Consider the following 15,108-nt stretch of genomic DNA (forward strand, 5'->3'; position numbering starts at 1 on the left):
GGGGGAACTAACTTGAATAAACTGCTTCGTAAACTACTCACACTCGCTGCCCCGATGGCAGCTGCACTATCCTTATTCGCTGCTGTAGCCAGCGCCCATGTGACTGTATCACCGGCCGAATCGACCACAGGTGCCTGGGAGACCTATACCCTAAAAGTCCCGTCAGAAAAAGAGGCGGCTACCACACAGATTGATCTGCGTATGCCGGAAGGTGCCGAGTTCAAGCAATATGAAACGGTGCCGGGCTGGACAGTAACCGTCGAGGGCAACAAAATCAGCTGGATCTCCACCGGAGAAGGCATATTGGCCGGCCAGTTCCAACGCTTCTACTTCACAGCCAAGAACCCGGATGCCGCTGGCGATATCGCCTGGGATGCCTACCAGCATTATGCGGACGGGAGTCTGGTGCAGTGGTCCGGTGAAGAAGGCAGCGACACGCCGCATTCCATTACTGAGATTGTAGCAGCGGCGGCAGGCAGCGACAGCCATTCCCACGGGGCAACAGGTTCGGCACACTCCGGCTCGATGACGATGGATGAACACGAGGCCATTATGGAGAATGCGGAATCCGGCAGCACTTCACCGATGGTGTACATTACGCTAGGGATTTCGCTGCTGGCCTTCCTGCTGTCAGCGATCGCGTTGCTGCGGGGGAAGAAGGAGTAGAAGGGTTAGGGATGAACCAAGAGACGGTCTAACAGACTTTTGGAAAAGATAACGGAATAGCATGTAATGTTAATGACTGCGGAATGCTTTATCCTTTACTGGGATGAGGGCTCCGCAGTTTTTTTGTTGTCTAATGAGCCGCGATTGGATACATTGGTAATATGTGGACGGAGAACATCGACAAAATGATTGTGCTGATATTGGCATCTTGATATAGAAAAGAATAATGTTTGTAGCAAAAGTTGAGGTGGAGCAGTAAGGAATATCATATGGGATGACATCAATAAGCTTTACACCCCTCCGGAGGCGGTTGTCAAAAAGGGTGATCGAATCGCAATTACTCTTATTTTTGATCAGCCGATAGGAGAGATAAATGAGGGTATTATGGAACAGTTCTTTTCAGCAAGCTGGACGTATCCTTTTCAAGGCCGGTATGTAAGACCCTTTATCCAATCTGATTTTGTCTGCAAAGAACATAGCGTCTACACGAAATTTATTATGAAAAAGAAGAATACTGAAATTGATGAGATCAAATTAGTACTGCAAGATGTATTGCATTTTATCAATACTGATTACATCTCTGTTAAGGGAATTAAATTTGAGATATGTTCTGGTAAAGGAGAAGGGACTAAGTTTGAAGGAGCGTTTGAATGAATTCCATAATTTTTCGATGCAGGTATGTCGGGATTCTAATTCTGTTGATTTTATCTTTTAGATTACTCTCTGTTACGCAAACTGGGCCAGGGTGGGAAGTTCCCACTATTGTCTTTGATGAAATTAGAAAGATTCAGAACAAAATGAGCTTTCTATTTATAGTGGAGATTGTTCTAATCATTTACGATGCCTTTAATAAAAATAAACCGGGCACCTTGAGCCTTGTCCTGTACATCACGGCTGTTCTGCTATCTTTTATTATTTACTCCTATGGTTCGGAGCAGGTGATCTTTAATTTGCAAGGGAATGCCCCTCTTTTATCGGCACTAATATCTAATTCTCTATTTATTGGCGTCCCGATAGCATGTTTGTTGGTAGGTACACTTACATATCTTCGCTGGAAGCATAATTAGGAGTATAGAACGGGAGATTGAATATGAGTGAGATTAAAGTATATTTTCTAGAGGATACTGAGCTTGCGGAGTATGAGGCTGTGAACAAGGGATTCCGATTAGATGTCTATGTAAAAATAGCGGATGATATTTTTAATGTAGCAGTTTACGATATTGTGCGCCTTCAGCAGGATTTTGAATTAGAAGCTGAGAATTATGGATACCATTCCGTTGATCCTAATTTGATTTTGGTAAGAAAAGTAAAAAAAAGATGAGATAGTGCATACAATTGAAAATCTATATAAACAGAAGTATTTTGAGAAAATAAAACCTGTTTGTGATAAGGAGTTACTTGAATATTTTGACTGGTGAAAACTGAGTGGGAGGGTCAGCGTGTCCATATCCGCATGGATTGATATTCATTTAAGTGAACCAAGCAGCAACAATTTATCAGTTCCTGAACTAATTAAGCAGTTTGCAAAAGAAGGTTGGGATTACGCCGACCGTAACGGAGAAGTCACATTTCTGCCCTTAGGGGACGGAGATCATTTTAGCTGGTACTTGGAAAGAATATTGCCGGTTTTTAAAAATGCAGGATTGCAGGTTGAGCGGGTACAGTGTGAGCAAATCGTCTAACAAATCGCGATTATTTTGAAAGGGGAGTCAAATGCCAAAATATTATTTGGATAATATTTTCCAGATGCGAAGTAACGGCATGGATTTTCTGTTGGACGTTGTATACAGCTTCCTGGAAGGCGAAGATAAGTTGTATTTTGAGTACGGGTATTCGTATATAAATACATTCCCATATAGGAACGTTGAGAACTTCGAAGACGCAGTAAACCGGATCTGGTATTGTCCTAAAGACAGAGAAGAAGCAAATTCAATTATAGATAGTTTTATGATTAATTGTATCGTGCTGGAAAAAGAGGGGGTCATGGAATCATGCAAATACAGACTTCTGGTAGTGGAAGATATGGAATCAATTGAATTACTGGTTACTGAGTATGAAGAGGGTAGCTTTCAGAAGCTGCTAAATACAAAGCTCAAACCGTTTCTCGAACAGGGTGTTAAGGTTTTGATTAAATGAATGTAGGAGTGACAGGAGTTACTAAGGAGAATTGCATATGAACATTCATAACATCAATTCTCGACATATTAAAGCTGAGAGCTATAGGTCAAGCTGTTTTCAAGTCATTTTAAACTATATACATACATATCAGGTGCATCCAAGTGAAGAGGATTTAACATTATTTTTGCTGGGGACGGCAGGCAGATTATTAGCTGAATTTCTATATGAACAAGGGGTGGTTGAATATTCCCGTGAAAAGTATGGTTATGAGTTGACCTTCAACAACAGTCAGATAGCAAATGATTATTTCATAATGGAGCTGGCTGAATTGATCAGCCAATTAGGTTTTGCATGCCAAGCGTTGGCGCTTGATTACATGTAAGTACCAGGATAAAGGGGTTTGAGAATGAAGGTTCATTATCTTTTATGAATCTGATCCTCGGTATTCGAACACTATAGAAAAATTAACAGGGAGATTCCGGGATGGAGAAAATGGTACAGTGAGTAGAATTTTACTTTGATAAAAATAATTGAGTTCATGCGGTCGAATTAGGTTTAACGAGATAGAATTTATAAAGGAAAGAAGGGAATCAAATTAATAAAAGATGGAAGTATTACATACCTGTTTACCTTGTCGGGTACATAATTTCATTAAATGGGACTGGTGTTCCACACTGGTATTATCTGATTCCCTTAAAATTAGTATCTTTTTGTTTATTGCTAATTGGTGGTAACGGGATCTACTATATTGCACAAGAAAAACAACCTTTATCCCTGGCCTCGTTTAGATCGCTGAAGTACGTATTGTTTTCTGTTTTGCTTTTATTTTTATTTGCAGTTTTGCAAGAAACATTACAACAAATATTCTCATTTGAACTTTCAGCATTGATAGGAATGTAATGGGATTATCACCCAGCATCATTCAACAGCCTACGTAGCAATCGTAAAAGAATTTATGTTCGTTTATTACTTTCAACCAATCAAACTCCCCGGCTTGCTGCCCATTCCATCAGCTCAGTACGTACACGGTCCGTCAGCTCATCCACCACACTGAAATTCATGGCGGCAACATAAATTTTCTCTAATTGATCCCGGTGTACCTTTGCTTCGGCCAGAGCGGCTATCGCATCCTTCATCTGGGCTTTGTATTGGGTGCTTACTTCAGCAAGCGCTGTGGCATAACGCTCATCTGTTCCAGGTGCGACAAGGATCTCATAGGTATCAATGATCACATCCCGTTCACGATCCGGAAAATATTCATGCGGACTCGTGCTGTCAAAGATCGCAAAACCAAGCTCACGTACAATGACCATATCCAGACTATGGGGATCAAAGCCGCAATGGTAGATTTCCGTATCGAGGCCCCGCTTCTCCGCTTCAGCAGCAATTTTTTTGAGCATGGTGGATTTGCCTGTTCCTGCCCGGCCTTTGATGAAGAACCGGTTTGACAGCCCTTCTGTCAAATTAGGCACAAAGTCAACTGCCCCCGCAGGAGTCGCCGCTCCCAGAAACCGGTGTTTAACGATGGCACTTTTAGTAAGATGCGTATCACCAAAAAGCTGCTCCAGCATTCCGGCTGTTAATTGATCCGCTTTGTTAAAGTCCATATGCTCAAAGTAAATCTTTTCCCATGCATCATGAATCTTCAGAGCCTTAGCAAATCCGTTGTACGCTGCCATATATAAATCCGCAACCCGTTGATTGATCTCACCGATGATTTCCCGTTGATTGATTAGTGCTCCCGAGTCCCAGGCCGCGCCTAAATTTACATATTCCTCAACTGCTCCCGGAGCCTTGGGTTCAATTACGTGAGGTGCAGTGCCGTCAACGATGCCCACGCTTAGCGCCGGAATAATGACCGCGTCGATAGAATCCTTATCTGATGAACAATGGATCAGCTCTATATCGTACCCCCGTTCTGCCCATTCCGAGCCGATGGCTTTCATTAAAGACGATTTTCCGGTACCAGGACCGCCTTTTAAAATAAATATCCGCTGGAGCCCCTGAAGATTCGATTCAAACAAATTATAGAAGCCAAGAGCTGTATTACCGCCTGCAAAATATCTTAAAATCCGCGCAGCCATACATCCACTTCCTTTCACCTTGTCGCCGTTTAGGCTATACCCTACAGTATGCGTTAGGTATTTGTAAGGTGCCTAGAGACTAAGCGGGTATCAGGGGCGCCTTCTGGAGGTTGTCAGGCTTTAGGGTGGACCCGAACATTGTGCTACCTTGCATCAACTCTTCTTTGTTATCATTGGGGAATACAACACTTAACGTGCATCAACAACAAGGACCTCGGAACAGTTTGGTAATGTGATTATTTGTAATTGGAGTAGGAGAGCGAAAGGGATTTTTCCTGAGAGAATCATAATTGGGATCGATGCCTCTGATATAAACGGTAATTAAGGAGGTTTTATGAATACTACAAGATTAGAAGAGATTGTTAACTCACTTGACACAGTTAGCACAGAAATCGTTGTACCGCTGAGAGGGAAGGTTATTGACGAAGCAGCATTCAGTCGGCTTTTTGAATTAATGGATGAATTGCAGGATTTGCTTTGTGACGAAAAGCTTATGCCGAAAAAACTGGTTCGGATTTTATTTCACATATACACACAGCTTGATATGCAAGCTGGCTATGTCAGGAAAGACGAAACGAAAATAGTATTCACTTTGTATCTTGCTAAAATGAGAAGCAGAATGCGAGGGGTTTTTGGGGAGAATATACACCAGAACACTGGTGTGAAGGAGCTCTCAGCTAAAGATATTATGGAAAATTCGGGATTCACTGACTTGCAAGAAGTAATGGATGAATTAAAATAAATTATATGATTAGTAAAGTAGCTATGGTTCAAGCACCGAAATATAATGAGATAAACGTAAATATTCGTTATTTTGTACGGATTGTACATCATTCAAAGATATTATTGCCGGTTGATGGATGCGGTAGCGCAAATTAATTAAATGGAAAAACGCCATCTATTTTTCATTAAAGACCCTATTAATAATATTAGTTGGAAAAAGAGCGCTTAATTTCACTATTTTCGTGATTAAAGGGATTTTGGAGCTAAATAGGTGGTGATTTTCCAACTAATCGTCAAAAATATTTAGAAATGGTGGATTTAAATGGAGAATATCCAACTAATTCTTTAGAATCTGCACAGTGTAGAGCTGTTAGCTGCTATAGCCTGCTGTGCACATTTCAAAAGCGAAGGATAAACCTCGGACGGTTTGTCGTCTGAGGTTTATTTTGTACTAATTAAGTTTTATGTCCAAATCGCGCAAGCCTATAGCCGTTTCCGTTTATAAAACGTAATGAATGCCGCGGCCAGGAGGAGGACAACAATCGCTACGCCGGTAGTGATGGCTTCGCTGGCGCTGCCTTGCTGCTGGGTACTGCCTGGTGCACCGCCGAAGTCGCCGCCACCAAAGCCGCCGCCCATACCGCCGCCGAAGCCGCCACCCACGCCGCCGCCGAATTCGCGGCCGCCGGCCATGTCTCCGCCGGGGCCGTTGCCGCCCTCAGGCATGGCTGGTCCGCCCATGGCACCCGGCTCTCCGCCATACTGGCCGGCCGGCCAGCCTTGCCCTTGCTGCGCCTGGCCCAGAGCCGCGCCGCCACCGCCTTGCGCGGCCTGCCCGTCCGCAGCGCCTTGCCCTTGCAGCGCCTGGCCCAGAGCCGGGCCGCCATCGCTTTGCGCAGCCTGCCCGTCCGCAGCGCCTTGCCCTTGCTGCGCCAGGCCATGAGCCGCGGCGCCATCGCCTTGCGCAGCCTGCCCGTCCGCAGCGCCTTGCCCTTGCTGCGCCTGGCCCGGAGCCGCGCCGCCACCGCCTTGCGCGGCCAGCCCATCCGCAGCGCTCTGCCCTTGCTGCGCCTCGCCCAGAGCCGCGCCGCCACCGCCTTGCGCAGCCTGCCCGTCCGCAGCGCCTTGCCCTTGCTGCGCCTCGCCCAGAGCCGCGCCGCCATCGCCTTGCGCGGCCTGCCCGTCCGCGGCGCTCTGCCCTGGTGCGCCACCGCCCGGCGCGCCACCAAAGCCGCCGCCACCCATGCCGCCGCCGAAGCCGCCCATGCTATCGCCGCTGCCGGAGCCGTCGCCGCTCGCGGCGATGGTGCCGTCCAGCTGGCCGGAGACGCTGGCGGCCATGGTTGACATGAAGGTCTTCACAGACTGGGTGCCGCTCTCATATTGCTCAAACGTATAGAAGGCAGAAGGGTCAGCCTTCACATAGCTTGAGATCATGGTATCGAGCTCGTCCATCCGGGCCTGGAAGGTATCATCCTGCAGGTATCCGTCGATCATCTGCTGGATGATGGCGTGATATTTCGCTTTGTACTCGTCATTAGCAAGTAGCTTCGCTATCAGCGGACGCTCGGAGAGGGCGCCTTGGGTCGGCTCATCAATCATAACGTCGGAGCCGCCCATACCGCCGAAGGCCATATTGTAGTCCCACGGCAGAATTGAGAAAACACCGTCATCCTCATACAGGTAATAGTTCTGCTTGTTGCTGCCGAGATAACTGTCCATATTGCCGGTAACGGCATTAAGGGCAATATAACCGAGTGCATCATCGACGTTGATGTATTTCTCATAGTCAGTGCCGTTGTTCAGCTCATCCAGCATGTCGAGGAGAATATCATTGTTCGATTTATCGGACTTCATCTCAAGGCCGGTATAGAGGGAGGTATCGTCGCCGAGCCAGGTCAGATCGCTGCCTTGGCCGGTCATTACTCCCTTATACAGCGCGCCGTAGGCGTTGCCGAAGTTGCGTTCCAGATAAGCATCGCCGATCTGCTCTACCGCGAGATAGAAGCCTTTTAGCTCATCGTTGACATAAATGTTAACGAAGGAGTATTTTGGCGTCGGCAGGCCCATAGTCTCCGCGAGTTCATAGGTGAGAAACTCACGCATATAGGAAGCGTCACTGTAGTTGTTGTTAAGATTGATTTTGCTAATCCCGAACAGGCTCTGATTTATGTACTCGTCAAAAGAAATTTTGAAGCTGTAACGGTCCGAATCACTCATCTGCACAACGCTGCGCAGGCTTAAATTCCCTTTGGTCCGGATACCGACATTGTCCATCTTTATACCGTTGTATTCAACAGAAGCTGCTTTGTATTCCTCGGCGCTGGCATTGTCCAGCATGTCCTGATAATCATCCGGATTTATCGTGATCCGCACATCAACAACCTTATCCTTCGGGAACACGTCAGTATCCAGACTCTGCTCCTCATTCGAAGCCGCCCGGTCCTGTGTATTTCCGTTAGCATTATTATCCGGCTGACATCCGGCCAGAGCGGCAGCCAGCAGCAGGCAGCACAGCATCAGCAGAAACGGCTTACCTCTTGCTTTCATCTCGGCACCGCCCTTCCTTAAGATACGTAGTCGCCGCTGTAGCTGATCAGCAGGACATTTTTGACACCGGTAATGTCGGAGACAGTGTTAACGAAACCGCCTTCCTTGTCGTCCAGACGTAGCTCCAGCGTCAGCTCAACATTGCCCTTTGTTACGGTTTTTTGCTTCACATTATAGCGCTTCACGGATTTATTCAGATGGCTGTGGACCTCACGTTCGCTGTCATCGCCCTCGCAGTTAACAACCAGCAGATAGGGGGTTTCCACTGACGAACGTTTAATGAACAGGAACAGGATCAGGCCGATAATAACCGAGCCGACAATAGCCAGTGTGAAAAAGCCTGCCCCGGTCACAATACCCGCTACCGCTGCCCAGAACAGGAAGATCAGATCCGTCGGATCTTTAATCGGCGTTCTGAACCGGACGATAGACAGGGCGCCGACCATCCCGAGTGACAACACCAGATTGGAGTTAATTGCAATAATGACAGTAGCGGTGATCAGGGTCATGCCCATCAGAGAGACGTTGAAGCTTTTGGAATAGAGAACTCCGCTAAATACACGTTTATAGAGCAGGTAAATAAAGAAGCCGATCAGAAAAGCGACCCCGAGTGTAATCAGGATTTTGGAGATGCTGATGTCGGATACAAAGTTGTCGAGCACCGAATTTTTAATCATATCGGAAAAGGTTGTTGCTGTGTCATTGGCTTGAGCCGCAGTTGTTCCCGCAGCAGCCAGAGTAGATACAAAGCTCATTATTAATAGTCCTCCCAAGTGTTGGTCTTCAAAAATTTCCGGCAGATTACATATTTTGACGCCGATTGCCGGTTCAAGCCTTCCAGCTGCAGCGCGATCCGGATGTACTCCGGAATGTATTCGTCAAATTTGACCTCGAAAATAATAAAGTTCTCTTCCAGCGCCCGCACAGGCTGCAGCCCCTGGTCAAAAATATCAGTAGCATGCAGACCGGTCCGCAGCTCCTTGTCAAAGGTAATCCGCACATTGCCGTTATGGCAGACGTAAGGCTCGCGCACATAATCGACGATTACTTTAGGACGCAGCAGGTTATGGCGCATTTGATTGTAGAGCTCCATGAACAGCGGACTGCCGGGTACATTCAGCACCTCATAGTTGCCGGCCATAATCTGGTCGTACATCTCACGGGTTAACGGCTCTTTGACTTTGGCAATATAATCGTCCATTTTGATTTTTTTCTCAAAGTGGATGACATTATCCTGAACATTGTAGATCCGGATGCGGTATTTGGCCCGTTCCCTGAGACCCCCGAGCTTTTCAGCCAGGGCTGTATTGTGCATATCATCAAAATAAAGGCTCCGGATATGATACTCCCCGACTTCATCGGCATTCTGATCGGCATCCATCAGGCTGTGCAGGCGCTGACGCAGAATCAGATATTGATGATAGTTGATGAAAAATTTCAGCTCATGCCGGAATTGCAGCTTGTTACTCATTTCACACCTCGTTTCTCACCCTTAATAAATATCATTAACTGAACCTATCGTACGGGACAGACCTTATGATTGTCTTAAATCCAGCTGAGCGTTAGCTGAAAGTTTTTACACTGCGTTAACAAAAGTCGCGAATTGCGAGCACATTAGACGGGTTCCGGTTGACTTTGGAGCTTAATGGAGGCTATCTTTGTTAACAAAGTACACAGCATCAGGAGGGACCCGTGTGAAGGATTTGAAAATGGTGTTTATCATCGGAATTATTCTCATAGTGTTAATTGTAGCTGCCGTGGCACTGGAAAAACTGAAGGCGGAGCGGCCGGAGACTGTATTGTCACCGGGAACCCCGTATAACTTGGTTACTACGTTCAAAGAGGATACGGATACCAGCAGAGCGTTCACCTGGTATACGGAGGATGCTGCCGCAGCGGGGAGGCTGGAGGTTGTAAAGGGAGTCGAGGCCTCTTTTGACGGTGCTTCAGTAATCAGGATAAAGGCGGAAGATGCCGCAATTAAGACGGATAAAGGAAAAAGAGGCGTGCATAAAGCGGAGGTTAGCGGGCTTGAGCCGGGTACCGTGTACACTTACAGGGCGGGTTCAGGCAAGGACGGGGAGTGGGGGGCTGCTGCCAGCTTCACCACTGCGGAAGCAGACACTGACCAGGTAACCTTTATTAATGTGACCGATTCGCAAGGAATAACGCCGGCGGATTTTGCGGTGTGGGGAAGGACGCTGAACAAGGCAGCAGAGACCTTTCCGGCGGCACAATTTATTGTGCATAACGGGGACTTTACGGAGGAAGCCGAAGATTCAGCAGCGTGGAACAGCTTTTTCAGCAATGTGGACAGCCTCGTGTCCCGTATCCCGCTGATGCCGGTGACAGGAAACCACGATGAGGTGGAGGAACAAGCAGCCGAATTCACCTCTCACTTCAACGTCCCGGATAACGGGGCCAAAGGCTCAATCGCCGGAACATCGTACTCCTTCGACTATGGACCGGTGCATATTACGGTGCTGAACACGGAGGGTAACTTGAAAAAACAGGCTGAATGGCTGAAAAAGGATCTTGCCGGTACGGACAAAGCCTGGAAAATCGTTGCTTTTCACCGTCCGGCATATGGCGGTAATACCTATAAGAAGCTGGACGACTGGGCTCTGCTTTTTGACAAATATGAGGTTGATCTGGTGCTGCAGGGGCATAATCATGAGTATTCGCGGTCTTATCCGCTGCTGGACGGGGAAATTGTAGCTGAGGGTGAAGGAGCGGCTGGGGCGTCCAGAGGAACGGTCTATGTCGTTACGAACGCTTCCGGCAACAAGTTCAATGAGAAAAAAGAAGACCAGTTCTATCATGCTGTACATTTTCAGAACAACAAGGCGATGTTTGCGGGCATTTCCATTAGCGGTAGAGTACTGACTTATCAGGCTTACGATGTGGATGGCAACCTGCTGGATGAATTTACACTTACCCACTAAACACACGTAAACCTCTATCATTGATTGTCATCAACGATAGAGGCTTACGATGTTTGCACTATACCCATGTTATGCTCAGACTCCTTATCCTATCCTTTGAACTCAGCCGGGTAGAAATCGTCCGAGGCGGCAGTGAATTTGCCTATCCTGCACGATAAATCTTCTCTAATTCATCCTCTGCCACGAGTGGACTGCGATGTAACATTTGAGCTTTAAGAAGCTCCTACCATTTCGTTCGGGGATGAATTGAAAGCTTTAACGCCAGGATCAAAGATATAGTCTCAAGCTCAGGGATTACAGCTGCTCAGGATTGCTGCGGAATAGTTACTGCTGTCTGTCAGACGTTCCTGCTAGCGGTGTAAGGTTCCCTTGAGTTGATGTCTTAAGTATACCTGCAGACGGCCGGGCTGTAAAAAGCGCTAATCTTAAGAAATGGAACTATTTTTCAGCTCATCCTCTTGTAAGCGCTATTATTCTGTCTGGTTCTCAGTTTTTCGGTATTCGCGGCCTGTACCCGGGTAATGCCTGGTTAGATCAATCATGTATAATGAAGCCAACAGAGGAGGAGTATCAATGAAGCTGTTTCGGATAACAACATCACCTATGGGTGTAGAGCGGATCGGGGAGTTTCTGGAGAATAACTATATCTGTATCGGTTATCCCGGCACCGGAGATTTGGAACATGCCGGTCCGGAGGAGATGCTGGCCAGATTGCTGAAGAGCGGGGCATATAAGGGACCGGAGCTTGAAGAAGCCGTGGTTAACCTTAACCTGTTCGTGCATGAAATGCAGGACGGGGATTATGTGCTGATTGCCGACGGGCAGTGGGTGCATCTGGGCGATCTGGGTGACTATTTCTATGACGAAACCGGCGATACACCGGAGGACGGCCGCTGTCACCGGCGCGGTGTAACCTGGCTGAGAAGCATTCCGCAAAGCGCGCTGAATCCGGAAGCTGCAGAACTGCTGGCAGATGAGAGCCTGATCTCCAGGTATCGCGGGACGCTGCCGGCGGCACGGCTGGAGCTGTGGATCGAGGGGAAGAGCCTGGCTGATTCCGTAGCTGACGGTAAGCGCAATTTGGTGGATGAAATAACCGTCGCCAAAGCCGTTTCCGTCCTTAAAGAAGCTCTCCACAGCGATGATGCGGACCGGCGTGAACGGGCAGCAATAGCAATCCTGCAATACGCAAAATAGAACGGTAAATTTTTGTGTCCAATTCACTGATTACACCTCACCTCGGTTTCCAGGTAGGGTGTCCACTTTTACATAGTAATAATGGGCTGTTTGCAGCCTGAAGCAACAAAAAAGCCTTCCGCCTAATGATGACGGAGGGCCTTTTTGCGCATTCTATAGCTGTTCTTCGTGCAAGGATCAGATGAAATCCACGAATTCGTTAACCGGCTTACGGTAGCCGCGCGGTCTGATCTTATGCTTGTTGTCTTTGCCGATTGTGATCATCAGGGCAGGGACAAGATTATCCGGTGCATTGAGGGTTGCATTCACAGCCTCGGGCACAAAACCGATCATCGGGCATGTATCCCAGCCCTTGTCCTTGGCGATCAGCATGAACTGCATGGCTGAAAGGGAGGCGTTACGGATGGCTTCATCGCGCTGGAAGGCTTCATTGCCGGCATAGGCATCATTAATGGACTGGATGGTGTTATCGTATTCCTCCTGGCTCATAGCGCCAAGCAGCTTAAGGCCGCTGTAAATCTCCGGCGCCTGCAGGTAAGCATTCTTATCACCATATACGATAATGACGGCTGAAGCAGTATGAACCTTGTACTGGTTGTATGCATCCTTGCGGAGCTGCTCCTTGACTGCCGGATCGGTAATTACCTTGTAGTGGGCATGCTGCAGATTGTTGCTGGAAGGGGCGAGACGGGCAAGCGAGAACATCTCCTCCAGCTCAGCCTTGGAAATAGAAACACCTTCTACGAAATTCATGGCGGATCTGCGGGCTTGGACTAATTCTGAAAAATTGCTCATTATTATGCCTCCGTTAGTTTATGTATTGGTTAATAAAAATCAATAACTGATGTTTTATAATAAACTTACATTAAGTTACTTGCTTAAGATAGCATGGTGTTTGAGGATCGTCAATGATTTTAGGCGGTAATTCATAAATATTTTTATAAAAAAGAAGGAAATACGCGAAAATGCCATTAAATAAGTGATTAATATCACAAAATAAGGCTAAATGGGTAAAAACTTTGTGACATAATTAACAATAACGGTGGTATAATAGGCACACTGACTTTGTGAGTTAGATATGATTAAGCAGGTATGTCAACGCGAAGGAGAGGCTAATATGTCTGAAACAATTACACAATCACTGCCTGAACAGGAAGAAACAGCTGCCGCAGCAAAGGTATCCAAGGAGGACTTGCTCGAACAGCTGCTGAAGCCTGAGGTTCAGGAGTCGCTTGCATTACTGGTGGAGGAGCTGCCTAAGCTGACTAAGCTGGCCGGAGTATTAACGAAATCGTTTGATTTTGTCCAGGCGGTTGCAACGGATGATGTGCTAAAGAATGACACTGTAGGTGCGATCAAAGAAATTGCCGAGCCTGTTGTAGGGTCGGTTAAAAACATGGCTGCTACCGTAATCGAAGCTAAGGACCGCGCTGAGGCCAGTACGGACAATATCAGCCTGTTCGGCATGATGAAAATGATCAAGGATCCCCAGGTTCAGAAAATGCTCCGCTTCGTGAACGCCTATCTGGAGGTCAGCGGCGAACGCAGTCCGCAGAAGTAAGTAACCTGTACTTTATTGATTTAGAATGTATACACACGTATGGACGGAGGAAATAGAATGTCAAAACATATTGTTATCCTGGGTGCAGGTTACGGCGGCTTGCTGAGCGCGCTGACTGTGCGTAAATATATGAGCAAAGCTGAAGCAAGAGTTACGGTAGTCAACCAGTATTCGACTCACCAGATTATTACAGAGCTTCACCGTCTGGCAGCCGGAAGCATCTCGGAAAAGGCGATTGCGATGCCGCTGGCGAAGCTGTTTGCCGGTAAAGATATCGATCTGAAGATCGCCAAGGTAAAATCCTTCTCCGTGGACAGCAAGCAGATCAGCCTGTCTGACGGTTCAACCCTTTCTTATGACGCACTTGTTGTCGGACTTGGCAGTACAACGGCTTACTTTGGTATCCCGGGTCTGGAGCAGTACAGCATGGTACTGAAGTCGGCAGAGGATGCCAAAAACATTCACGCCCACATTGAAAGTAAAATCGCCGCATACGCGCAAAGCAAAAACCCTGCGGATGCAACCATTCTGATCGGCGGCGGCGGATTAACCGGCGTTGAGCTGGTTGGTGAAATTGCCGATGTTCTGCCTAACCTGACCAAGCGTTATGGCGTAGATCCGAAAGAGATCAAGCTGCTGCTCGTCGAAGCAGGGCCAAAGATTCTGCCTGTATTGCCGGATCACCTGATTCAGCGGGCAACCGCAAGCCTTGAAGCGCGCGGTGTACAGTTCCTGACCGGACTGCCTGTAACCAATGTTGAAGGCAACACCATTGATCTGAAGGATGGTCAAAAGATCGTTGCCAACACCTTTGTATGGACCGGAGGCGTGCAGGGGAATCCGCTGGTCGGGGAATCCGGACTTGAGGTTAACCGCGGCCGTGCTACAGTCAATGATTTCCTGCAGTCCGCTTCGCATAAGGATGTGTTCGTTGCCGGAGACAGCGCCGTTCACTTCGCGCCGGACGGCCGTCCAAATCCGCCGACGGCACAGATTGCCTGGCAGATGGGCGAGCTGATCGGATACAACCTCTATGCTTTGTTGAATAACAAAGCGATGGAAAGCTTCAGCCCGATTAATTCCGGAACACTTGCCAGCCTCGGCCGCAAGGACGGCGTTGCCATTATCGGCGGCAGCTCGACTCCGCTTAAGGGCCTTCCGGCAACTATGATGAAGGAAGCCAGCAATATCCGCTACCTGACTCATATTAAAGGCCTGTTCAGTCTGGCTTACTAGACGACTATCCCCTCCAATCCTGAAATGA

General features: G+C 47.6%; 16 protein-coding genes. 11 read left to right on the forward strand and 5 right to left on the reverse strand.

Annotated features, from left to right (window positions below; translation table 11 throughout):
* Positions 1 to 12 precede the first annotated feature (12 nt).
* The 6 genes from R70331_RS12055 to R70331_RS12085 all read left to right on the forward strand — a co-directional run bounded on the left by R70331_RS12055 (position 13) and on the right by R70331_RS12085 (position 3,166).
* On the forward strand, positions 13 to 666 hold the full coding sequence (locus R70331_RS12055) for a YcnI family copper-binding membrane protein (protein ID WP_331281507.1): 654 nt from the start codon (positions 13 to 15) through the stop codon (positions 664 to 666).
* A 384-nt stretch (positions 667 to 1,050) separates the two neighbouring features.
* Complete coding sequence (locus R70331_RS12060) at positions 1,051 to 1,320, forward strand: hypothetical protein (protein WP_042175698.1); 270 nt, start codon at positions 1,051 to 1,053, stop codon at positions 1,318 to 1,320.
* A gap of 436 nt (positions 1,321 to 1,756) precedes the next feature.
* The gene (locus R70331_RS12070) at positions 1,757 to 1,987 is read left to right on the forward strand and encodes a hypothetical protein (RefSeq protein WP_231576459.1); all 231 of its coding nucleotides are present in this window, start codon (positions 1,757 to 1,759) and stop codon (positions 1,985 to 1,987) included.
* 118 nt (positions 1,988 to 2,105) lie between these two features.
* Positions 2,106 to 2,348 carry a hypothetical protein gene (locus tag R70331_RS12075; RefSeq protein WP_042175702.1) on the forward strand — a complete coding sequence of 81 codons (243 nt, stop codon included), beginning with the start codon at positions 2,106 to 2,108 and terminating at the stop codon, positions 2,346 to 2,348.
* Between the two features lie 31 nt (positions 2,349 to 2,379).
* On the forward strand, positions 2,380 to 2,802 hold the full coding sequence (locus tag R70331_RS12080) for a hypothetical protein (protein ID WP_042175703.1): 423 nt from the start codon (positions 2,380 to 2,382) through the stop codon (positions 2,800 to 2,802).
* Between the two features lie 37 nt (positions 2,803 to 2,839).
* Complete coding sequence (locus R70331_RS12085) at positions 2,840 to 3,166, forward strand: hypothetical protein (protein WP_042175706.1); 327 nt, start codon at positions 2,840 to 2,842, stop codon at positions 3,164 to 3,166.
* A 598-nt stretch (positions 3,167 to 3,764) separates the two neighbouring features.
* Here the strand turns inward: R70331_RS12085 and R70331_RS12090 are convergent.
* The gene (locus R70331_RS12090) at positions 3,765 to 4,868 is read right to left on the reverse strand and encodes a PRK06851 family protein (protein ID WP_042175708.1); all 1,104 of its coding nucleotides are present in this window, start codon (positions 4,866 to 4,868) and stop codon (positions 3,765 to 3,767) included.
* 334 nt (positions 4,869 to 5,202) lie between these two features.
* Here R70331_RS12090 and R70331_RS12095 point away from each other — a divergent pair, with 334 nt between their 5' ends.
* Complete coding sequence (locus R70331_RS12095) at positions 5,203 to 5,610, forward strand: hypothetical protein (protein WP_042175710.1); 408 nt, start codon at positions 5,203 to 5,205, stop codon at positions 5,608 to 5,610.
* Positions 5,611 to 6,074: 464 nt separating this feature from the next.
* On the opposite strand, the gene R70331_RS32300 is transcribed toward R70331_RS12095, so the two are convergent.
* From R70331_RS32300 to R70331_RS12110, 3 genes are read right to left on the reverse strand one after another with little or no spacing between them, the layout of a single operon-like run.
* The gene (locus tag R70331_RS32300; RefSeq protein ID WP_052419037.1) at positions 6,075 to 8,141 is read right to left on the reverse strand and encodes a CotH kinase family protein; all 2,067 of its coding nucleotides are present in this window, start codon (positions 8,139 to 8,141) and stop codon (positions 6,075 to 6,077) included.
* Between the two features lie 17 nt (positions 8,142 to 8,158).
* The gene (locus R70331_RS12105) at positions 8,159 to 8,896 is read right to left on the reverse strand and encodes a DUF4956 domain-containing protein (protein WP_042175712.1); all 738 of its coding nucleotides are present in this window, start codon (positions 8,894 to 8,896) and stop codon (positions 8,159 to 8,161) included.
* A gap of 2 nt (positions 8,897 to 8,898) precedes the next feature.
* Positions 8,899 to 9,612: a polyphosphate polymerase domain-containing protein gene (locus R70331_RS12110; RefSeq protein WP_042175713.1), complete on the reverse strand. Its 714-nt coding sequence runs from the start codon at positions 9,610 to 9,612 to the stop codon at positions 8,899 to 8,901.
* 223 nt (positions 9,613 to 9,835) lie between these two features.
* Between R70331_RS12110 and R70331_RS12115 the strand changes: the two genes are divergently transcribed.
* Both R70331_RS12115 and R70331_RS12120 read left to right on the forward strand, forming a co-directional pair.
* Positions 9,836 to 11,086 (forward strand): purple acid phosphatase family protein, encoded by a 1,251-nt coding sequence (locus tag R70331_RS12115; protein ID WP_081947592.1) that lies wholly within the window; start codon positions 9,836 to 9,838, stop codon positions 11,084 to 11,086.
* A 573-nt stretch (positions 11,087 to 11,659) separates the two neighbouring features.
* On the forward strand, positions 11,660 to 12,283 hold the full coding sequence (locus R70331_RS12120; RefSeq protein WP_042175715.1) for a hypothetical protein: 624 nt from the start codon (positions 11,660 to 11,662) through the stop codon (positions 12,281 to 12,283).
* 177 nt (positions 12,284 to 12,460) lie between these two features.
* On the opposite strand, the gene R70331_RS12125 is transcribed toward R70331_RS12120, so the two are convergent.
* The gene (locus R70331_RS12125; protein ID WP_042175717.1) at positions 12,461 to 13,078 is read right to left on the reverse strand and encodes a nitroreductase family protein; all 618 of its coding nucleotides are present in this window, start codon (positions 13,076 to 13,078) and stop codon (positions 12,461 to 12,463) included.
* A 322-nt stretch (positions 13,079 to 13,400) separates the two neighbouring features.
* Between R70331_RS12125 and R70331_RS12130 the strand changes: the two genes are divergently transcribed.
* Both R70331_RS12130 and R70331_RS12135 read left to right on the forward strand, forming a co-directional pair.
* Positions 13,401 to 13,844, forward strand: a complete 444-nt coding sequence (locus R70331_RS12130; protein WP_042175719.1) for a helical membrane plugin domain-containing protein — start codon at positions 13,401 to 13,403, stop codon at positions 13,842 to 13,844.
* 57 nt (positions 13,845 to 13,901) lie between these two features.
* On the forward strand, positions 13,902 to 15,080 hold the full coding sequence (locus tag R70331_RS12135; RefSeq protein WP_042175723.1) for an NAD(P)/FAD-dependent oxidoreductase: 1,179 nt from the start codon (positions 13,902 to 13,904) through the stop codon (positions 15,078 to 15,080).
* Positions 15,081 to 15,108 lie beyond the last annotated feature (28 nt).

The sequence above is a fragment of the Paenibacillus sp. FSL R7-0331 genome, assembly GCF_000758645.1.
Classification (GTDB): Bacteria; Bacillota; Bacilli; order Paenibacillales; family Paenibacillaceae; genus Paenibacillus_AQ; species Paenibacillus_AQ camerounensis.